General features: G+C 40.6%; 22 protein-coding genes and 6 pseudogenes. 5 read left to right on the top strand and 23 right to left on the bottom strand.

Annotation, left to right across the window (positions count from 1 at the left end):
- The 19 genes and pseudogenes from L3081_RS26000 to L3081_RS25930 form a co-directional block, all read right to left on the bottom strand.
- A partial coding sequence (locus L3081_RS26000; RefSeq protein ID WP_242289671.1) for a hypothetical protein occupies nucleotides 1-232 on the bottom strand: 232 nt, incomplete at its 3' end.
- A gap of 193 nt (nucleotides 233-425) precedes the next feature.
- Nucleotides 426-584 carry a multiheme c-type cytochrome gene (locus tag L3081_RS25995; protein ID WP_242289668.1) on the bottom strand — a complete coding sequence of 53 codons (159 nt, stop codon included), beginning with the start codon at nucleotides 582-584 and terminating at the stop codon, nucleotides 426-428.
- Nucleotides 585-940: 356 nt separating this feature from the next.
- A pseudogene (locus tag L3081_RS25990) lies at nucleotides 941-1,021 on the bottom strand (hypothetical protein); the annotation flags it as partial.
- A gap of 207 nt (nucleotides 1,022-1,228) precedes the next feature.
- Nucleotides 1,229-2,263 (bottom strand): MBL fold metallo-hydrolase, encoded by a 1,035-nt coding sequence (locus L3081_RS25985; RefSeq protein ID WP_242289666.1) that lies wholly within the window; start codon nucleotides 2,261-2,263, stop codon nucleotides 1,229-1,231.
- 139 nt (nucleotides 2,264-2,402) lie between these two features.
- Nucleotides 2,403-3,966, bottom strand: a pseudogene (locus tag L3081_RS25980) (arylsulfatase).
- Between the two features lie 65 nt (nucleotides 3,967-4,031).
- The gene (locus L3081_RS25975; RefSeq protein WP_242289662.1) at nucleotides 4,032-5,606 is read right to left on the bottom strand and encodes an AMP-binding protein; all 1,575 of its coding nucleotides are present in this window, start codon (nucleotides 5,604-5,606) and stop codon (nucleotides 4,032-4,034) included.
- Between the two features lie 24 nt (nucleotides 5,607-5,630).
- Nucleotides 5,631-5,870 carry a hypothetical protein gene (locus L3081_RS25970; RefSeq protein ID WP_242289658.1) on the bottom strand — a complete coding sequence of 80 codons (240 nt, stop codon included), beginning with the start codon at nucleotides 5,868-5,870 and terminating at the stop codon, nucleotides 5,631-5,633.
- Entirely contained in the window at nucleotides 5,834-6,820 is a 987-nt protein-coding gene (locus L3081_RS25965; RefSeq protein ID WP_242289655.1) for an iron-containing alcohol dehydrogenase, read from the bottom strand. Before L3081_RS25965 ends, L3081_RS25970 begins: the two co-directional genes overlap by 37 nt.
- A 23-nt stretch (nucleotides 6,821-6,843) precedes the next feature.
- Nucleotides 6,844-7,340 (bottom strand): annotated as a pseudogene (locus L3081_RS27760) (aldehyde dehydrogenase family protein).
- Nucleotides 7,304-7,594 carry an aldehyde dehydrogenase family protein gene (locus L3081_RS27755; RefSeq protein ID WP_338027512.1) on the bottom strand — a complete coding sequence of 97 codons (291 nt, stop codon included), beginning with the start codon at nucleotides 7,592-7,594 and terminating at the stop codon, nucleotides 7,304-7,306. The pseudogene L3081_RS27760 and the gene L3081_RS27755 overlap by 37 nt, the downstream one beginning before the upstream one ends.
- Nucleotides 7,512-8,245 (bottom strand): annotated as a pseudogene (locus tag L3081_RS29330) (aldehyde dehydrogenase family protein). Before L3081_RS29330 ends, L3081_RS27755 begins: the two are co-directional and overlap by 83 nt.
- Before the next feature lie 164 nt (nucleotides 8,246-8,409).
- The gene (locus L3081_RS27745) at nucleotides 8,410-8,535 is read right to left on the bottom strand and encodes a hypothetical protein (RefSeq protein WP_274620800.1); all 126 of its coding nucleotides are present in this window, start codon (nucleotides 8,533-8,535) and stop codon (nucleotides 8,410-8,412) included.
- Nucleotides 8,528-9,556, bottom strand: a complete 1,029-nt coding sequence (locus L3081_RS25955) for a CaiB/BaiF CoA transferase family protein (protein ID WP_242289652.1) — start codon at nucleotides 9,554-9,556, stop codon at nucleotides 8,528-8,530. Before L3081_RS25955 ends, L3081_RS27745 begins: the two co-directional genes overlap by 8 nt.
- Nucleotides 9,557-9,625: 69 nt before the next feature.
- Complete coding sequence (locus L3081_RS27740; RefSeq protein WP_338027510.1) at nucleotides 9,626-10,018, bottom strand: enoyl-CoA hydratase/isomerase family protein; 393 nt, start codon at nucleotides 10,016-10,018, stop codon at nucleotides 9,626-9,628.
- Nucleotides 10,019-10,050: 32 nt separating this feature from the next.
- The gene (locus L3081_RS27730; protein ID WP_274620797.1) at nucleotides 10,051-10,404 is read right to left on the bottom strand and encodes an enoyl-CoA hydratase/isomerase family protein; all 354 of its coding nucleotides are present in this window, start codon (nucleotides 10,402-10,404) and stop codon (nucleotides 10,051-10,053) included.
- A gap of 12 nt (nucleotides 10,405-10,416) precedes the next feature.
- Entirely contained in the window at nucleotides 10,417-11,193 is a 777-nt protein-coding gene (locus L3081_RS25945) for an SDR family NAD(P)-dependent oxidoreductase (RefSeq protein ID WP_242289529.1), read from the bottom strand.
- Between the two features lie 66 nt (nucleotides 11,194-11,259).
- A complete protein-coding gene (locus tag L3081_RS25940) occupies nucleotides 11,260-12,249 on the bottom strand; it encodes an acyl-CoA dehydrogenase family protein (protein ID WP_242289649.1) in 990 nt (329 codons plus the stop codon).
- Nucleotides 12,250-12,260: 11 nt separating this feature from the next.
- Entirely contained in the window at nucleotides 12,261-12,404 is a 144-nt protein-coding gene (locus L3081_RS25935) for a hypothetical protein (protein WP_242289647.1), read from the bottom strand.
- A gap of 39 nt (nucleotides 12,405-12,443) precedes the next feature.
- Complete coding sequence (locus tag L3081_RS25930; protein WP_242289644.1) at nucleotides 12,444-13,682, bottom strand: thiolase family protein; 1,239 nt, start codon at nucleotides 13,680-13,682, stop codon at nucleotides 12,444-12,446.
- Nucleotides 13,683-14,242: 560 nt separating this feature from the next.
- Between L3081_RS25930 and L3081_RS27725 the strand changes: the two are divergent.
- The 4 genes and pseudogenes from L3081_RS27725 to L3081_RS25915 form a co-directional block, all read left to right on the top strand.
- Nucleotides 14,243-15,838, top strand: a pseudogene (locus L3081_RS27725) (TonB-dependent receptor); the annotation flags it as partial.
- A 35-nt stretch (nucleotides 15,839-15,873) separates the two neighbouring features.
- Nucleotides 15,874-16,638 (top strand): TonB-dependent receptor domain-containing protein, encoded by a 765-nt coding sequence (locus L3081_RS27720; RefSeq protein ID WP_274620802.1) that lies wholly within the window; start codon nucleotides 15,874-15,876, stop codon nucleotides 16,636-16,638.
- 273 nt (nucleotides 16,639-16,911) lie between these two features.
- The gene (locus L3081_RS25920) at nucleotides 16,912-17,961 is read left to right on the top strand and encodes an AraC family transcriptional regulator (protein ID WP_242289642.1); all 1,050 of its coding nucleotides are present in this window, start codon (nucleotides 16,912-16,914) and stop codon (nucleotides 17,959-17,961) included.
- Between the two features lie 195 nt (nucleotides 17,962-18,156).
- The gene (locus L3081_RS25915; protein ID WP_085300738.1) at nucleotides 18,157-18,351 is read left to right on the top strand and encodes a hypothetical protein; all 195 of its coding nucleotides are present in this window, start codon (nucleotides 18,157-18,159) and stop codon (nucleotides 18,349-18,351) included.
- Between the two features lie 216 nt (nucleotides 18,352-18,567).
- Here the strand turns inward: L3081_RS25915 and L3081_RS27715 are convergent, their stop codons facing one another.
- From L3081_RS27715 to L3081_RS25900, 4 genes are all read right to left on the bottom strand, one after another.
- Nucleotides 18,568-18,846 (bottom strand): amidohydrolase family protein, encoded by a 279-nt coding sequence (locus tag L3081_RS27715; protein WP_338027511.1) that lies wholly within the window; start codon nucleotides 18,844-18,846, stop codon nucleotides 18,568-18,570.
- Between the two features lie 34 nt (nucleotides 18,847-18,880).
- Entirely contained in the window at nucleotides 18,881-19,783 is a 903-nt protein-coding gene (locus L3081_RS25910; protein WP_274620796.1) for an amidohydrolase, read from the bottom strand.
- A gap of 84 nt (nucleotides 19,784-19,867) precedes the next feature.
- Complete coding sequence (locus L3081_RS25905; RefSeq protein WP_242289640.1) at nucleotides 19,868-20,008, bottom strand: hypothetical protein; 141 nt, start codon at nucleotides 20,006-20,008, stop codon at nucleotides 19,868-19,870.
- Nucleotides 19,992-20,219, bottom strand: a complete 228-nt coding sequence (locus L3081_RS25900; RefSeq protein ID WP_242289638.1) for a hypothetical protein — start codon at nucleotides 20,217-20,219, stop codon at nucleotides 19,992-19,994. Before L3081_RS25900 ends, L3081_RS25905 begins: the two co-directional genes overlap by 17 nt.
- A 96-nt stretch (nucleotides 20,220-20,315) precedes the next feature.
- Between L3081_RS25900 and L3081_RS25895 the strand changes: the two are divergent.
- A pseudogene (locus L3081_RS25895) lies at nucleotides 20,316-20,649 on the top strand (DUF4158 domain-containing protein); the annotation flags it as partial.

Here is a 20,649-nt window from a genome sequence, read left to right as displayed (position 1 = left end):
GGAGAGTTTTCCTGATGGTGATGATGCTCTGAATTCTGGTATGTTTCTGCTTGATGACATTGCAAGCAGCCTGCTCTTTTGGCAGGGTTAATTTTGCCGAATGCGGATCATGACAATTACTGCCACACGCCATTTTTATGCATTCACTTTGTAAAAATGAGCCATAGACAAAGTTTTCATCGTATATTTGGCCATCTGGGTAATAAAGTTGTGGAGTCAGTAAACTGAGCATATAACGATCGCCAAACTCATTGCTTTTAACAGGATCTTCATCACTGATTTGTGTATGTCGGCTATGGCACTGGGCACACGTAAGTGTTTGTTGACTATGCTTGATTTTTTTCCGGAGTCAGAAGTGGTTCGATCAGGCTTGCTTACCCAGTTAGTGACTGACTTAGTTAAGTCTCGCTCAAAGCCGGAAAATTTTATTGTGTTATCCGGTTTTTAAGCCAATTGATATGGTTGCTCGCGGGCCCGTGACAAGACTCACAACCTACATTTACTTCACTAAATGTAGTGTTATAGCTATTCGATTTAAGATCAAAATTCTTTTTGACATTAGTAGAATGACAATAGGCACACATATAATTCCAATTCTGTCCAGTATTGGTCCAAAAAAATTCCTGATGCTTTTGGGTGAACTGTGGATATAGGTGAAACCATCGTTGGCCGCCATCAGCCTTAGCACGAGAATCCCAAGCAAAAGGAATAAGCTGAACACGTCCGTCATCAAATTCAACCATGTATTGCTGTAATGGTAGCCAAAAGTATATTTTATTTGGTAGTCGTGAAACTGACCGTCCGGCCCTTCAATATTGACCCAATATTGTTCGTCTTTTTTGAAGAAACTATTTTGTTTGCTGTTGAATTCTAGTTCAGCATTGTTAAAATCAGCTAGTACTGCGTCTGGTTTTGCGTGCCGCATCGCCATATCATGATGCGAGCCTTGCCAAGCTTGGAATTGTTTTTCATGGCAGCTTTGACATTGCTCAGAGCCAAGGTAGTTATTTAAACTGCTCATTGACGTTGCATTCGTTGCTGAGATACATACAAGCATGCAAATAATATGAACAGTCCAGAATCCCAAGGTTCGGTATTTTATTGTATTAAATGGTAATTCAATCAAATGTGTACCTTGATTCTAATTGTGAACCCTTTAGTAAAGTATAAACCCAAATCGACAAAACTATTTTTCGCTCAATTAGGAATGAATAAAATAAATTTATTATCAGCATTGAATATTATTTTTTTGGTAAAAATGAATATTATTTGTTCCCTGAATCACTTCTACTTTACCTTGAGCACATAAATAATTAAGACTTGCCAAAGCTTCTCCATAAGCAAACATCAAATTGCTGTCATTTAACTTACCTTTAAAGAGTATAGGTAAAACGTCTGTAACGGTTCTTGGTTGTTGACAAAAATCATATAAGTTATTGATGTTTTTTTCCATCTCTTCAATCAACTTATTCAAGCGAACATTTCCACCGTTAAAAGGGAGTCCATGAGAAGGCAGCACTAAGGTTTTGTTATTAATTGTTTTATTAAGATAATGACAGGAAGATAAAAAATCAGCCATTGGATTGACATCTGGCCTTGTTGGCCAAACGCTTACATTTGATGAGATAGTGGGAAGTAATTGATCGCCGGAAATAAATAGGTTTAATTTTTCACAGAATAAACAGATATGCTCTGGAGAATGACCGGTACCTACATGCACTTGCCACAAATATTTTCCCAATGTAACGCAGTCTTCATGCTTCAATTGCTGATAAATACTTGGTACTGGGTAAATAAGGTCGCTGAAAATTTTAATATGCTTTAAATAACGTTGAGCTTCTTTATCACCTGCGCCGAGTTGATAAAATTGCTCTATTTGGCTAAACGGTGCTTGTACCTTTTTGGCAAATAATTGATGATAAAATTCAAATTCACCTTTTGACATCAGTAATTGCGCGCTTTGCTGCTTAGATATCCAGCCGACAAGACCGATATGATCGGGGTGAGCATGGGTGCAAATAACCCGACCAATAGGTTTGTTCTTTAGTTGGCTCGAAATTATTTCCAACCAACTGTTTTTTGATGATGGAGTGTTTGGTCCTGTATCAATTAATGTCCAATCGCTATCTTCTTCGATAAGCCATAAATTGATGTGATCTAAACTGAAGGGCATTGCCAGACGCAGCCAATAAATACGAGGTGATATTTCCTGTATCACATTGAATTCAGGCTGTTTAGAAAAAGGGTAAGTGATATCTGTCATCTTATGATCCTGCCATAAAGGGCTTTGTTATTCGTTTCAATATAAATGCTATACCGTCGCGTTTAGCGTTGGCGCATTGGACTGCGCCCACTATTGATTTAGAATACTCAATAGTAGGTTTATTTTGTAATTTTACATTTTAGTCATATTGACGAGGTTTTAATTTCATTACCTTTTCAGTTATAGCCTCAACATTAAAACTGGTGCGATCTTGTCGGGGAGGGTACTTAATAAACGTTTTTAAGAATTGCTGAGAGACCAATATTGATTGATACAGATAAGGTAAACGCTCAAACATCCATCGACTATAGGCACCTGCTTCAAGTTGTGCACGTTCGAAAGGATCTTGACGCAAATTAAAAATAAGTGGTAATCGGAGTTGAGTATATGGTTTATGCCATACGTCGACGCCAGTGGCTTCTTGTATTGAGTACATGACTTTCCAATCACCCATGCGTATCGCTGAATATTCTCCGTCATCAGTAAAGTAGAAAAAGTTCTCTCTAGGTGAGGTAACTGATTTTCCAGACAGGTATTCAGTTAAGTCAAAACCATCTAAATGAACATTAAATTTGGTACCGTTAATCTGATGGCCATCTAGCAACTTATTTTTAATGTTAGGCTCGCCGGCAGCAGCAAGCAATGTAGGAAGCCAATCGTTGTGAGCGGCTAATTCATTAAATATAGAGCCTGGCTTAACCGTACTAGGCCAACGAACCATTGAAGGAACTCGAAAGCCTCCTTCCCATGTGGTGTTTTTCTCACCACGAAAGGGGATCATACCACCGTCAGGCCAAGTAAACATTTCTGCGCCATTATCAGTTGAGTATAAAACAATGGTATTACCGCCTATTTTTTTCTCATCTAAGAAGTCAAGTAATTGACCAACGTGACCATCGTGCTCTAACAAACCATCGCCATATAGCCCACCTCGTTTTGATAACCCCTGACTTTCTTCTTTCAAGTGAGTCCAAACATGCATACGGGTTGCCGTCCACCAGACAAAAAAGGGTTTGTCTTGTTTAACGGCTTTGTCCATAAACTTAATCGCAGCTGCCGTTATTTCGTCGTCAACTGTTTCCATACGTTTTTTAGTTAGAGGGCCTGTATCTTCAATTTTTCCATCGGCATATGAATGGATAACACCTCGGGGGCCAAATAACTTCTTAACTTGTGGGTTTTTGGGATAATCAGCAAGTTCTGGTTCTTCCTCTGCATTTAAATGATAAAGATTACCGAAAAATTCGTCGAAGCCATGCTCTGTTGGCAAAAACTCATCTTTATCGCCTAAATGATTTTTACCAAATTGACCCGTCATATAGCCCAGTGGTTTAAGGAGCTCGGCAATGGTAGGATCCTCTTTTCGAAGACCTTTATCTACACCTGGTAAGCCAACTTTGGTCAAGCCTGTACGCACGGGATGTTGACCGGTAATAAAAGCTGAGCGCCCAAGCAGTACATGAATTTTCACCATAATAGTCGGTGAACATGCCGCCTTCTTTTGCTATTCGGTCAATGTTAGGTGTTTTATAACCCATCATGCCGTGACTATAGGCACTGACATTAGACATGCCGATATCATCACCCCATAGTACCAATATATTTGGTTTGTCGGCGCCATAAACAGATGAGGTTATAAGGAAGGTAAGTATTATTGCTGTTGATAAGCAGCATTTAAATACGCTTTTAGGTAAAATGTCCATAGCGTCTCCATATTTAGGGTAAAAAGCTCAGCAAATTAATTGTACTGAGCTACAGGCATATTAAATTATGCGTTTATTTTAATTGGATTAAACCTGACGATCCTGATCCTTCCAAAATGTTTCACGCACTTCTCTTTAAGCACTTTTCCAACGGAAGATAAGGGTATTTTATCCCAGAATATCACTTCTTTAGGTGCTTTTATGCTCCCTAAAGTTTCTTTACATAGCACTTTTATTTTTTCCGGTTCAATGGTTTTGCCAGGTTTTAATTCAATGACTGCAGTAATTTGCTCACCCCATTTTTCATGTGGAGTACCAATTACCGTTGACACCATCACTTCGTCAATACCATTGATTAAATTTTCAATTTCGACCGGATAAACATTAAAACCACCTGATATAATCATGTCTTTTAGTCTATCAACGATAGTGATAAAACCACGTTCGTCTTTAATTCCAACGTCAGTAGTATGGTGCCGGCCAAATTTAGAAACTTCTGCAGTAGCTTCTGGGTTATTGTAATAGCAGTTCATTACTGAACCACAGCGAACAACAATTTCACCTTTTTCACCAGAAGGTAAAATATTTCCTTGTGGATCCATTATCTCTATATGGGCATGCTTAGTTGCACGGCCTGCTGAACGCAATACATCCATGTTTAAACTGCCGTCTTCGTTAATGTAGTCTTTTGGACTTTTAACAATAACAGGGAAAAGATTTTCTGTTTGGCCATATACTTCGTACATTACAGGCCCAAACACTGCTGTTGCTTCTGAATAACGCTCAGGTGAGACAGGGGATGCGCCTATGACTATTGCCTTTAAAGAAGAAGTATCAATGTCTTTAATACGAGGGTGAGCTAACAGCCCATAAAGTGCCAGCGGCGGTAAAAATATGGATTGTATTTTATGAATATCAATCGCTTCTATTACACTGTCTGGAATAAAGCCTGGTAACATGCGTAAACAACCGCCGGCTGCAATACAGCCCAAACCAAACATGCCTGCCGCGTGTGTCATGGGAGCAACAACTAAGTTTGTGTCATTTTCATCAACGGGTAACGACAGCATAATGTTTGATATGAAACATTCAAAGCTTTTATGGTTATGTACAACCCCTTTAGAAGGGCCGGTAGTTCCACCTGTAGCCATAACAATAGCCATCGCCATAGGGTCAACTTTTTCTGAAACGTACTCATCTGCAGCATCTACAACTAAGTCGTCCATAAAAGCTGATTCTTCAGTGCTCCTATCAAGGCATATAAAGTGTTTGATTGTCGGGCATTGTTGACGAACTTTAGCCACATTTTCATCTAAGCTGCTATCAAATATTAAGCAGTCAATTTCAAAAAAATTAAATAGTTCGATGTTGGTTTCTATGGCATTACCGGCGTTTACTGGAAACCAAACTAAGTCAGCCCTGTTTGTGCCTAATACTGATAAAAAAGCTTTTGCTTTATTAGGGCTATACACTGCAACTTTTTGCCCAACTAGTAAACCACATTTTGTTCGTAGTGTGTTTGCAATTTTATGGACATAAGGCTTAGCCTCTTTATAGGTATAGCTGTCGTTGTCATCAATTAAGACAAGGTTATTAGGACAACGTGATGCTGCAGCATCAAAATAGTCTGAAAATCTCATGGTAATTACTCCTCCACTTCTAGTTTATAGGGCTTTTCGTAGGATCATTTCTATTACAGGCTCAGGTACTGGATATAAAATATAGAGTACGTCGTGTTTTACACTGGCAATAGCTTCCTTTAGATTAATTTCGGTTACACCAAATCGTTTTAAAGAGCCATCGAAGTCACAGGCTCGTTGAATCCCTCTTATATGGGCTACTACTTTAGCGAGTGTTTGCTCTGCATTTAGTCCTTTGCTATCAAGTGACAGAGCATCTGCCATTCGCTGTGCATTAGGTAGGTAAAAATCCGCCGCGTTTCAATTACAACGGGTAGCATTATTCCGTTAGCATCACCGTGTGGTATATGAAAAGTGGCACCTAAGGCATGAGAAAAGTTGTGTACAGGAAATGCGGAGAAAGCGTTAACCACTGCGTTACAAGCCATAGTACTTGCTTGTAGTAACTTTGACCGACAATCGACATTTGTTGGTTCTTTTGCCACCTTGGGCATATTTTCATTTATGACTTTTGCTGCTGTTATGGCATGAGCATCTGAAAATAGGTTCGCTTTTGGTGATGCAATGCTTTCTATTGCATGAGTTAAAGCATCAAACGCAGTGGCAACGGTAATTGACTTAGGTAAGCCAAGGGTCAACTTAGCATCTAGTACTGCCATGTCAGCATCTAAATAGGGGGCTAGTACTAATGACTTTATATTAAGTACTTGGTTGTGGATTACCGCTCCGTTTGTTACTTCAGCACCTGTACCTGCAGTGGTTGGGATGGCAATGTGCGGGATCATGCTCGGCTTTGCCTCTGGCCAAGTTTCCAATTTTAGGCCTAATTTTAAAATATCACAAATGTCAGTTAAGTGATGGTGTAAGCAATATTTTAACCCTTTAGCAGCATCTAAAACACTACCCCCACCTAATGCTAAAATACTATCGGCGGCTACAGAGCGAGCATAGGCAACTAAGTCGTTGATTGATTCTGAGCCGTCGGGAGTGACTTTGGCATATACTCCCACTAATTGCATATCTGGCCCATTATTTAAAGTAAAGACGTCTTTCACTCGATTAACTAATCCGACTTTTTCCAAGCCTTCATCGCTAACAAGTAATACTCTTTTTCCGCCTAACCCGCGAAATAGACTTGGCACTTTGATGATACTGTCTGCACCGCTATGAACAACGGTACGCATGTTATAAGTAAAATATCCTGAAGTTGACATGATGAGTCTCTCTTATTTTATGATTACTGTTGCGGTGAAGTATGTAGTAAAGACCACATCATTTTATTACGTGGATCACGTTCAAGTGATACGCCAATCGTCTTGGTTTGCATAAAAGCTTGTAAGCCGCCGATACCAAATTCACGACCTATACCACTATTCTTGTAACCACCAAAAGGTGCATCTGAGCGCAGCATGTGCCAGTCGTTTATCCAGATTGATCCTGCTTGTAATTGCTTGGCAATTTTTTGAGCATGAACTAAATCATCACTCCATACTCCTGCCGATAAGCCATATGAGGTTTCATTGGCAATTTCAATCGCCTGTTGTTCATCACTAAATTTAATTACACTAAGCACTGGGCCAAATATTTCTTGCTGAGCAATGTCCATATCATTTTTAACATCTGTGATTATGGTTGGTTGAACATAATACCCCCCTCAAATCCCTTGGGCTTAATCGGCTCACCACCACAAACAAAAGTTAAACCTTGTTGCTTGGCTCCGTCAATATACCCCATGATGCGGTCGTATTGATTTTTATTGGCAATCGGGCCATAAGATGTTGCTTCGGATCTAACGGGTTACCTACCACTAAGGTGTCACATACTGCTGCAAGTTTTTCCATTAATTGATCATGAATGGCTTCGTGAACTAAAATGCGTGTACCAGATTCACACGCTTGGCCTGAATTAAATAAGCCGCCAAAGGTTATACCATATGCTGCAAGGTCGAGATCTGCATCTTTCATAACTATTCTTTGGGCCTTTGCCACCCAACTCCAAACCCACAAGTTTGCAACTTTCAGTAGCCATTTTTTGAATATGTTTGCCAACACAGGTAGAGCCAGTAAAAGATACTTTTCCAACGTCTGGGTGAGTAGTAAGCGCTTCACCTACACTAGCACCGTCACCATTTACTACATTTAGAACACCTTTAGGTAAAACGTCTGACAGTAGTTGCACCAAATGAGTTGTGCTTGCCGGTGTATATTCAGAAGGTTTAATTACAACGGTGTTTCCTGCGGCAAGGGTATTATTTTTGCTACAGCAATAAAAATAGGAAAGTTCCAAGGCGTAATTAATGCACAGACACCGATGGGTTCTTGCCAAACTTGTGCGTGACCCGCTTCAGGTAGAGGCTTAGTGGGTAAATCAACTATATTATTAGTCGTTTTTATTAAATCAGCATAGTAGCCGATTAAATCGATTACAATAGGGATGTCCATACCGGCTGCACGGCGGATGGTACCGCCAGAATCTCGTGATTCGATAAACATTAACTCTTCAGCATGAGCCCCAATCACCTGACCACATTTGAATAACAAGTCTCCACGGTCATTGTTACTCATTTCACGCCATGAAGGTTGATTAAATGCCCGCTTTGCTGCAGCTACTGCAGCATCGACATCACCCTTGTCCCCCATAGACATGGTTGCATAAACTTCACCATTTGTCGGGTTGATTACGTCAATTGATTCAGGCGTATGCCCTAAATAATCTTGCCCATCGATAAAATGGCCATAATGGAGTTCTTGTTGTAAAGACATAGCTTCCACCTCTGTTTTAGTAATTAATATTTGTATGTAATTTAAACAACCGCCATAGCCTTAAGTTTAGCGTATTGTTCATCAGATAAGTTCAACTGAGCTAAAATCTGCTCTGTATGTTCACCAAATTTTGGTATTTTCCCTACTTGTGATGGCGTCTTATTCAATTTCGGTGTTTGGTGCAGGTTGAATTAAATCATTCTCGACGACAAAATTATGTCGAGCCACATTATGTGGATGTTCAACCGCTTCTTTGAGCGACATTACTGGGGCATAACATGCATCAGTACCTTCAAAAATATTATTCCAATGCACTTGTGGTTGAGATTTAAAGTATTTCGTTAATTTGGTTATTGCTAAAGGCCATAATGATTTATCGTATTGCATTGAAAAATTAAGATCGTCAGCAAATCCGGCAAGCGTAATAAATTCTTTGTAAAAATTAGGCTCTAGAGCCTGAACCGTTATATATTTATCATCAGCACATTGGTAGGTATTAGCCCAAGGAGAGGCACCAGTTAAAAAATCACCGCCACGTTGTTCTCCGACTAAGCCATTGGCATACAAACTGGTTAGTAAAGTCTGCATGTACACATTGCCATCGCAAATTGCAGCGTCTATCACTTGTCCTTCACCGGTGCTAAGTACATGAATATAGGCAGCTAGCATGCCCATGACTAAATGCAACGAACCGCCGCCAACATCACCAATAATAGTGGCAGGAGGGAATGGTTTATCGTTAGCAAAACCGCTGTAAGCTAATACACCAGAAATGGAGGCATAATTTATGTCGTGGCCTGCGGCTTGAGCTAAGGGGCCATGCTGTCCCCAACCAGTCATTCGACCATAGATCATTTTTTTATTACGTGCTAAACACACTTCTGGTCCCAAACCTAAGCGCTCTATTACGCCAGGACGAAAACCTTCAATAAACATATCGGCTTGTTCAACGAGTGATAACACTAGTTGGATTGCTTCTGGTTGTTTTAAATCAAGAGCAATTGATTGTTTTCCTCGTTTAAAAAACTCTGTTTTGTTTGAGTTAAAAAGGCCGGCAGCATTTGGGTTATCGGTTTTACGTTCAATTAAAATCACTTCAGCACCCAAGTCTGCTAGCATCATGCTAGCGATAGGTCCTGGACCTATGCCGGCTATTTCTATTACTTTAATACCTTGCAATGCACTCATAATCTTTAACCTATTATTTTTTTAAAAGTCCGAAATTTACTTTTTTTAAATTCAGCTTAAACATTGCTACTAATTACCAATAAATACAGGTTTGCGTTTTTCTGAAAATGCCGCTAACCCTTCTTGAATGTCAGCAGATAAGAAATGTTCACGTAATTCGAGGAGTTCAGAATCTAGCGCTGATTGTCGAGTTTGATCCTGCGCTTGATTCGCTATTTTTTTCATACGTTGCAGCACTAATGGGCTTTTTTCTGCTAGGTCGTCACAAAGTTCTTGAACACGAGAGTACAGTTGCTCATGCTCTACAATTTCGTTAACCAGTCCGTATTGCTTCATTTCGCTTGCCGGTAATGATTTGCCTGTAAATAATAAATATTTAGCGACGTTGACAGGTACTAATTTAGGCAATATTGCCGCGCCACCAAAGACCGGGGAATACACCAAAATTTGAGTGGGCGTCACCCAATGTTGCCTTGTTTGATGCAATGACAATGTCACAACACATAGTAAGTTCTAAACCGCCAGACCATGGTCATGCCGTTTATTGCGGCTATTACGGGTTTCGAGCAGTTGCGTAGGGCCCCAAAACTAGTACGGCATTGCATTAAAAAATCTTTTTCACCTGGCTCTGCTTTTTCAAGTACTTGCTTTAAATCAGCTCCTGCACAAAAAGCAGGGCAGTCGGTGGCGGCGAGTACTACAACGCGAATGTTATCGTCTTGTTCAAAATCGGTTAAAGCGATTGCTAAATCGTCCAAAATAGTGCGTGTGAGTGAGTTAAACGCCTTTGGTCGATTAAGTATTAACCACCCTGATTGACCTCTTGTTTCTACTAATAATTCTGACATGTTATTCTCCTCTTAGCGTGCCTGCATGACTGTTGCAGCATCAAGACGTAAACAACGACCATTTACATAGGCATTTTCCGCAAGATAAGCACATGTGTGGGCAAATTCTGCCATGTCACCCATACGTTGTGGGGCTTGGCACATAGCAGTGAGTGCGACTTGTACTTTCTCGTCTAGTGATTTAATCATAGGTGTGCCAAATAGGCCTGGAGCGATAGAATTGACGCGAATACCATACTTACCTAATTCACGAGCAGCGGGTATATTCATGCCATTTACTCCTGCTTTAGAACTAGAATAAGCTGATTGGCCAATTTGACCTTCAAAGGCAGCACCAGAAGAAATGTTGATAACAACACCTCGCTCACCTTTTTCATCGGGTTCGTTTTTCGCCATTTGCTCGGCACATTTTGCCATGACATTAAATACGCCATTAAGGTTTACGTTAAGTACCATGGCGTATTTTTTAAGGCTGCTTGCTTTGCCTTCCTTATCCAAAATTTTACATGGCAATGGCACACCTGCGGCGTTAATGTTTACATGGATAGCATCAAATTTAGCCACGATATCGGCAACGGCTGCATCGATACTTTTTTCGCCGGTGACATCGGTTTGACAAAATATTGCATTATTTTCACCGAGCAATGTTATAACTTCGGCACCGGCTTCAGCGTTTAAATCTAATAAAGCTACTTTCGCACCTTTTTCAGTCACCATATATTCTGCCGTTGCACGGCCTAAACCAGATGCACCACCTGTGATCACGACAACTTTATTTTGTAAATTCATTTATATATTCTCTTCGATATTTGTTAAAGTAAGAGTAAAACTCTAGCCTTTTTTAATGTTAATCAATTATCTAAAGGCTTGAACCCCTGTCAGCATACGTGCAATCAGTAGCTTCTGAATTTCAGTCGTGCCATCAGGAATAGGGCCAATAATGGCTTCACGAGCTAAACGTTCCACAACAAACTCTTTAGTAACACCGTTACCGCCATGTATTTGCACCGCTTGACGTGTGGTGTTAACACCAATTTCCGTGCCGTACCATTTGGCCATTGAACACTCTACGTCACAACGAATACCTTTATCGATCATATCGCCGGCACGCAATGTTAATAGCCTTGCTGCATCGATTTGGGTTGCCATAGTGGCAATTTTTTCAGCAATTAATTGATGTCCGGCTATTTGTTTACCGTGTTGAGTACGCTCTTGTGAATATTTAATTGACTCTTCTAATGCTCGACGACCCAATGAGTAACCCCACGCTGCCATATGACAACGAGCGCGTTCAAAAGTTACCAGTGTGTTTTTTAAACCATCGCCAATACTTCCCACGGTGTTAGCGATAGGCACACGCACATCTGCCAGAAAAATTTGCGAAGTAGACTGGCTGTTGAGCGCCATTTTAGGAATGCCACGTACCTCCATTCCCGGTGTTCCTGCAGGGATCGCTATATGGGTCAATTCCCCTTCACCTGTTTTACAGGTACAAACGAATAGATCCATGTGTTCACCATTGGAAATCCAGGTTTTCTCACCATTAAGTACCCAATCATTGCCGTCTCGTACCGCACGTGTTTTCACAGCTGCAACGTCGGAGCCAACATCTGGCTCAGATATACCAACGGCGATAAATTTTTCGCCACTCAATAATCCAGGAACATATTCATCACGAATATGTTCGGGAGCGTTATTAATCAACAAATCGGCACCGACTACATTAATGAGGGCCGGCATAGCCAAATCTAAGGAAACGACAGCAACTTCTTCCCATAACAATAAATGTGTTACCCAATCCATGCCTAGGCCGCCAAACTCTTCAGGGTGTGGCGCACAAACCAAACCGAATTCGGCTAAACTTTGGTGCCACCTTGCAGCTGTTCTTTGCTGAAATGACCTTCACCATGTGCTTCAAGCTGTGGCTTGATTTCTTTGTTAAGAAATTTACGCAGGCCTTCGGTAGCCATTTTTTGTTCTTCTGTCATTAAAAAGCTCACTGTCTTCTCCTCAATTTTATTTTTTATTTAGTTCCGTACTTATTTTGCGAGTATATTGACTGCTACGGCACCTTCTTCTATACCAACTAGACCACCACTGTTTTCATGAACAGCGTGTCTTGCTCCTTCAACTTGACGGACACCGACTTCACCGCGTAATTGAGTGACCAACTCGTGAAGTTGACCTAAACCGGTAGCACCTAACGGATGTCCCTTAGATTCAAGACCACCAGACGTGTTGATTGGTATACGTCCACCAATGCTAAAGTCACCTCGCTCAGCTGTTGGACCTGCTTCACCGAAAGGCACTAGTCCAAGATTTTCTGCATGCAGTATTTCACCCATAGCTGTTGCATCGTGTACTTCCGAGACATCCATATCTTGAGGACCAACGCCTGCTTGCTCATAGGCTTCCATTGCACATAAATGAGCGCAATGTAACTCAGGATTTGAATAAGAGCGATCAGTTGCACTTCGAGTAACTGTCGCTAACACTTTGATGGCGCGATTTTTGTCAGAGCCAATGCGTTTAAGCCCATCTTCGTTACAAACGATTACTGCAGCTGCACCATCAGAAATTGGCGCACACATGGGTAATGTCAGTGGGTAAGTAATAGGTGGCGCATTCAATACTTCTTCAATCGAATAGGCTTGTTGAAATTGAGACAGAGGATTGTGCGTAGAATGTTGGTGGTTTTTTGCTGAAACAGCCGCTATTTGGCGTTGAGTGGTACCATACTTATGCATATGAGCACGAGCAAATGCGGCATATACAGACATAAATACGCTATAAGGACGGTCAGACTCATGACCTTCTGGCACAACAAAATCTTTTGCAGGAGCTAACAACCTTGCTAAATTTGCATCGGGTTCAGATAAATCCCAAGCGCCGTCAAAAACAGAAAACATTCTTGCTTTATCAGTAATGTTCATTTTTTCAGCGCCAATGGCTAATGCCACATCACAGCTTCCCGCTTTTAACATTTGAACAGCGAGATGAAAACCAGAAGAGCCGGCGGTACAGCCATTCTCAACATTAAATACAGGAATGCCTTGTATACCAATTTTGCTTAGATAGACTTGACCAGGGATAAAGGTTTGTCCTTGAAGATGACCTTGAGTGGTTCCTGAATAAAAAGCGGTACCGATATCTGATTTTTCACAACCGGCATCTTTTATCGCTGCGTCTAATGCTTCATCACATAGACTTTCCATACTGCGTTCGATATGACGACCAAATGGTGTCATTCCGACACCGACTATATATATATTTGACATTCCAAGTGACCCTTAATTTTGACTTGCTAAAAGGCTAGCATCTCAATTTAAATAATCTCATGGGGTAATGTGTCAATGGATTCGATAGTTTGGCTTAAAATTACAACTATAAAGTGTCAATTTTACGGTCTGAAGTTTATAAACTAATGAACTGAGCATATTTAAATAATCACTCGTTGTTTTAAATTAGGAGTGCTTATTGGTTATCACAGTTCTATTTTGTAGATTATTTTGAGATAAATAAAAGAAGTACAAGATGATTGCTGCTAATTTAAGAAATTTCTTGAAGTTTGGAATAATTACCAATTTTTCTTATAGTAAACAAACCGTGAACACTCGAAACTGCTCGTGCTATTAGACTATTTAGCTTTAGATCAGTTGATGTCTTTGTGAAAAACCATTCAAAATCCTACATGTAAAATTGGGCCTTAATTGTTCACATGATGGCCTATATTAACACTATTGTATTTATCAATATTTGCTAACTTGTAATGACAATAATTATAAATTGTAACTAATTTTTTAGTCCAATATAACGAATTTAAAGTAGGTAATACATTATGAACATTAAAGATTTTCCAAAAACACCAATCGCCAAGGTATTGTGCATAGTGTTGGGATCGACTTCATTTGCCAGTTTAGCTCAAGAAGAAGCAAAGGATGTTAAGGCAAAAGGTTCTGCACTTGAAGTTATTGAAGTCACAGCACGTAAGCGTATTGAATCTGTGCAGACCGTGCCAAGTAGCATAAATGCTGTTACCGGTGAGAACATTCAAGCTATGGGGGTGCACACTGTTGAAGACTTATCTAAATACGTACCTGGTTTGGAACAGCCGCAACTGGCTAACCACAGTCGACTCTCACTGCGTGGTGTATCGTCAGGCGATAACCAGTCATTTGAGCAGTCTGTCGGCACCTACGTAGATGGCGTTTACCGTGGCCGAATGAATCAGCAACGCGCCGGTTTCTTTGATATGCAACGTGTCGAAGTACTGAAAGGACCGCAACTTACATTGTACGGTAATAGCTCGATTGGTGGTGCCTTAAGTATGATCACTAATCGACCTGATGTCGGTGATGATCTAAATGGCGAATTCACGGTTAAGTATGAAACTGAGTATGAAGAAGCTCAGATCTTGGGTGGGCTCAATATCCCGGTAACGGATGAGTTTGCTCTGCGTATTGCCGGTAAGTGGCGTGATCAGAACAAAGGTGCGGCGTTTAATAACTACACGGGGAAAGATGAGCTTTATTTCGAAGATTCGGCCTTTCGTATCGGCGCAGTTTGGCAGCCACATAATGATCTGAGCCTATACTTACGTCATGAGCAAGCTACATTTGAGAAGTTCGGTGAGTCACTGGCCATTTATCGTCATGTTAATCCGGATTTCACTGACGTTGAAAACTCGCCATTGGCACCATTTGGAATTGGCACGGGCGAATTGAATACTGGTAATGACGATTCCATTTTCAATAACGGTCCGTCAGGGAATAAAAATGAAAGTGACGAGACCATGTTAGAAATAGTATGGAATATCAGTGATAATACGACTATTACCTCTATTACAGCTCAAAGTGGTTATGACTATTTTCATACCTTAGATATTGATATGACACCCGAAGATATCATGTCATCTGATGTTCCTGAAGATTATGAACAGTTTTCGCAAGAGCTTCGCTTTGATATGATAGTTAATGAGCAAATTAATTTGATGGGTGGGCTCTACTATCAAGATGCTGATTTCAATACCGGCTTTGACGTTGATTTTCATTTAACTCAACTAGGTGTGCCAAACTTTACTCGTTCAAATTATCTTGAACAAAAAACAGAACAAAGCGCGATTTTTGCTCAAGTAGACTATCAGGCAACAGACAAACTTTCATTGACCTTAGGTGTGCGGTATAGCGATATCGAAAAAACCGCTACACAAGGGTTAACTCTTCTTAATATCGATGGAACGGTAGATACTCGTCCTGCTTTCCCTGATGGTCACCCTTATGCGGGCTTGACTCCGGCTTTGCTGAGTTATTGGGGCGCTTTGAAATCGGTAGGTGCGCCGCATGAGTTTGAGAACATGAAGCGCGAAGAAAGTCACACTATGGTACAAGCCGGCGCAAGTTACTTCTTCACAGATACCTTTATGGGCTATGTTAATTTTGCTGACGGTGCCAAGGTGGTGGTTTCGATACTCTGTATGAAGGTCCTTCATCTGCATCACCGCCGGGTACTTCGCCTGGTCCAAGTGCCGGTACTCCGGAAGATACCCAATTTGAAGATGAACAGGTTACCGCGTACGAAATCGGCTTTAAGTCTGACTGGGATGATATGCGTTTGAATGTTGGCGTGTTCTATGGCACTTATGATGACTTGCAGACCTCCATTTTCAATGGTTCTATCGGATTCAACGTTGGTAATGCGGGTAAGGCTATACAAAAAGGTATTGATGTAGAGTTTATTTGGCAAGCTACCGATGACCTAAGCATTACAGCCAATGCTGAGTATTTAGATTTTTACTATGACAAGTTTGAGGGCGCTGCCTGTAGTTTAACTGAAGTATATGAAGGTGAAGCGAACGAAGATGGCTTGTGTGACTGGTCTGGAGACAACCTAGCTTGGGTGCCAGAGTTTAAAGCTGTTGTGGCAGTAGAGCATCTGAATGACGTTATGGGTAGCTATGAAATGTCTAACACGTTAATTGTGAATTACAAGTCTGAACATACAATAGACTCTAGTAACGAACAGGGTTTTCTTCAAGATGGTTATGCCCTAGTTGATTACCGTTTAAAACTGACACCAGAAGACAGTGACTGGCATGTAGCACTAACGGTCACTAACCTCCTTGATAAAGATTATGAAATATACATCGCTAAGATCCCGCTGAACACAGGGGCCTATGCCAATGGTATGCATAAAAAGGCACGTATGATTAACCTTGAGTTTGGTTACAGCTTTTAACTCAACAAAGCCTGCTTGTGTAAGACAAGCAGGCCTTTTAAAAATTTAGTTCTTTATTGTACTGTGTTTAATTTACTTGAAAATGACTGACCAGTGCATGCACTGGTTAAGATTAAAACCGATACAGATTATATCAGCGTTAAATCAAGGCTCTCATCAGTGAAGAAAACTACTTTTTTTAACGTATAAATAAGGTGCGCACGATTGGCGTAAAATTGTGTTGTGCGACCCTTGAAATAGTTATTGTCTCTTTTAATTAAATAATGTGCCACAATGAATATTAAATTAACTAATAATTCTGATTTGTTTATGGAAAAAGAGATCACTATGCCTTTTCAAACGCTAGTGGAGTTTGAAAAAATAGCGGCCTGTCATGACATACCCGTGCAAACACTGGATAGTCACATTGGTTTGAAAAAAAAAGAGCGAGAACAGCGCTCAAGGTTACCTTTAAAGTATTTGGAAGATGCGTTCTTTTTTTTGTATGATCAAACTAATGATGAACTACTGCATACCGCGACATCACCATTAGCTAAGGGCACAACCTTATTTGCATGCAAATTGGGTTGCCACGCTAAAAACTTGCTGAGTGCATTGACCACTATTGAAGAATTTTACAACTTGACCCTTGGGCCATTAAAACTTCAATTAAAACGAAGAGGGGGAAAAGCGACATTATGTATTTATATCGATTTTATCCCGACTATAAAGCAGGGGATTATCGCTGAAATTTATATCATGGTCTTTTACCGACTAGTTTGTATGTTAATTAATAAACGTATCCATATTTACAAAACATTTGTACCCCATGGCAAACCTTCTTATGGCGAAGAATACAAACTGCTTTATAACAACAAATTAGTTTATAATTCTGATTTCTTAGGCTTTGAATTTGATGAACTTCATCTACACTCATCGATAAATGCAAAATATGATCAGGTTGCACATTATTTTCAAAACCCAATGCAACTTATTAAGCTGCATTTAGCAGACAATGTCACTTATGCGGGTAAGGTGCAACATCTGTTTATGTCAATGTCAATGTCAATGAATGAGCTGCCAAATAAAGAAGAAGTAGCAAAAAAACTCAATCTTTCAACACGTACGCTACATAGAAAACTGATTTTTGAAGGTACCGACTTTCAACAGCTTAAAGATGACTACCGTTATAAGTTAGCTGCTCATTATTTAACCACAACAAAATTAACAGTAGAAGAAATTGCCTACAAGCTTAACCTGTGTGATGCTTCATCTTTTATTCATAGTTTTCACAAGTGGTCAGGTAAAAATCCACAGAGTTACCGTCAGGAAAATAGTAAGTAACTCCCAGTATTGGGATTAGAAAATACTGATAGTTACAAAAGTTGCCACCTTCATGTGTGCAACATTAGGTTGTATTCGTAAATCAACAGTTGACTAAAGAAAAACAGTTTTAATTTGTATATCTCGTTTTGGGGGCGATATTCGTACAAAATGAGTGCATGTCTACAGTTGTAGTATTGACTATTATGTAGACAATTGAAGTTATATCGGGGCACAAACCGAGATAGGATTTCTGGCTTAGTTCTTGACTGCTCGGCTTATGAGGTCGCTATCATCAGTGAAGTCATACCTTTAGGTGGCGTTAAAGAGTCAGGCCTCAGCAGAGAAGGTTCTCAATATGGAGTTGATGATTATCTTGAACTAAAATGTATTTATATTGAGGATTTATAATTAACTTCTGGGCTGTTTAAGCGCTGACTAGGGTATTTCTTTCTACTTCACTAATATTAAGGTTTGGCCCATTATCTCTTAGGCAGTGAGTCACTAATCCACTCAGTAGATTCACATAACCCCATTACGTTTTACAGTTAAAGGCACAAATACATGCAGTGCCTTTAACTGATTTTTATTTAAATCAACAACAAGAAAATTTTATTATTGAATTGGTTACATCTTGTCATAAAATTCTGGCACTTCATCTTTGTGCCACACAGCTGTTAAACCGCAGGCCTTAAACTGCTCTAGCCTGTCCCAAACTAATTGGCCCTCTATTAAGGTGACATCTACTTGAGTATTGTGCATATTACCCTGAGGCTCTAAATCAAAAAGGTTACGATCTAATACAATTAAATCAGCCGACTTGCCCACTTCAATACTACCGGCCTTGTCATCTATACCCATGCTCCAAGCTCCGTTTATGGTCATTACACGCAAAGCCTGCTCAATAGATATCGTTGAACCATAGAAGGTTTCTTCGCGCTCACCCCATGGGTTTTTTTCGGGTGATCATGGTTTCAAAACCAACCCAAGGATTGATATTAGCGACAGGCCAATCTGTACCCATAACTGCATTGCCACCGGCATCAATAACCCCTTTGAAGTTATAGATGTTTTTAATTCTCTCTTCACCGGCCTTAGTGCGAGCATAAGAAAAGTCGGATGGGTACCAAAGTACAGGAGAAAATTCTGCGGTGACATCCAAGGCGTTAAATCGCACTAGATTCTCTTCCATTAATAGCGTGGAGTGGGCGCATTGATGACGCATGCCATTAGGGCCATTAAGTCGACGGGCTTCTGCAACCGCATCAAGAAATAGATCAGATGAACCATCGCCAGTACAATGGGCAATCACTCGTATTCCTTTACGATCCAAATCGACCACCATGTCGCAAATATGCTCAGGGGTCATATTCAGGCTACCACGCCAAGTACTTTCACCGGGCCAAGGCGTCGACAAGTAAGAAGACTGTGTTTCGTGCACTCCATCGAAATGAAATTTAACTGCGTTAGCATTAAAGCGAGCACTGCGATAATAATGGCGTTCACCGGCGATAAGCTCCGAGCGTCGTTTAACTGGGAAAATATCATCTTGCCAACTGATAGCCGCTTCGACACGGAGTGTCATTTCACCCGCTTTGTCGAGCGTGCTAAGCGCATTTAAACGGTGCTCACAAACATGTACATACTTGGTTGCTACTACGCCACGACTGCTCTGATACTGCATGCCTTCGCGGTAAGCGCGCAACAACGCGTGCATAGGAGTAGGTGGCATAGCCCCATGAATAAGTGCATAGGCACCATCAACTAAGATACCAGTAGGCTCGCCAGTAATACTGTCACGTTCGATGTAACCGTTACCTGGATCAGGAGTATCTGCGGTCATTCGGCTAGTGTTAGTTAGAATTCACCATCATCGAACCCCAAGATCGGTCTAAAATGGCAATAGGACGGTCGGAGATTACCGTCCTCACCATTCTTTACCTGCTTTGAGGCCTGCTTGGCGAAAGTGAAATGAACAAAGTACTGGCCGTAAATCCATTCTTTCATCAGGCTTGGCTTCGGCGTAATCCACTATCGTTTGTTTGACTTCTTCAGGGTTGCCATCCAACCCGACATCTAAATAACCTGAATAATCTGGAATACGTTAGATCAGGATGTGTGTGCATATCATATAAGCCAGGCATAGCAAAACGACCTTGCAGATCCACAACCTTAGTATGCTGATCGATATGAGGTGTCATTGTTTCTCGATTACCCACCGCAATAAATTGGCCGTCTTGGGGTTCTAGGGATTTTCCCAAAGTAACATAAATCGCCATACTCACCATATTTAAAGGCATACAAAGGTGGGTTACTTTCTCCAAAGTATGGTAAATTATGAGGTTAACAAACCCCTTAAACTTAATTTAATTCCTATGGCTATAAAAAACGAACTATCAATTCTTACCAAAGCTGAGCAGCTTGATCTATATCTCCGCCGCTATTATCACTTGAACAACAACGATTGTATTTTACGCCAAACGAGATCGAGTTAACAGAGTTGAAAAGTATTCGCCTAAGGAACCACCGATGCTATTTCATTGCGTTATTAGGTATTTTAAGTCTAAGCCTGTGATTCTTTCACCTAGCTTTAACCTCATCTTTGACGATATGCAGTTTATTTCAACGCAAGTTCAAGGAGGCAAAGGGATCAGGCCTTTCAGCATTAATAAGATGCAGCGTGACCGTATATATCAAAGAATACTGAGG

The sequence above is a fragment of the Colwellia maritima genome, from assembly GCF_022669015.1.
GTDB classification, from domain to species: Bacteria; Pseudomonadota; Gammaproteobacteria; order Enterobacterales; family Alteromonadaceae; genus Colwellia; species Colwellia maritima.
The sequence above is the reverse complement of the archived record's forward strand: the minus strand, read 5'-3'. Positions and strand labels throughout refer to the sequence as shown.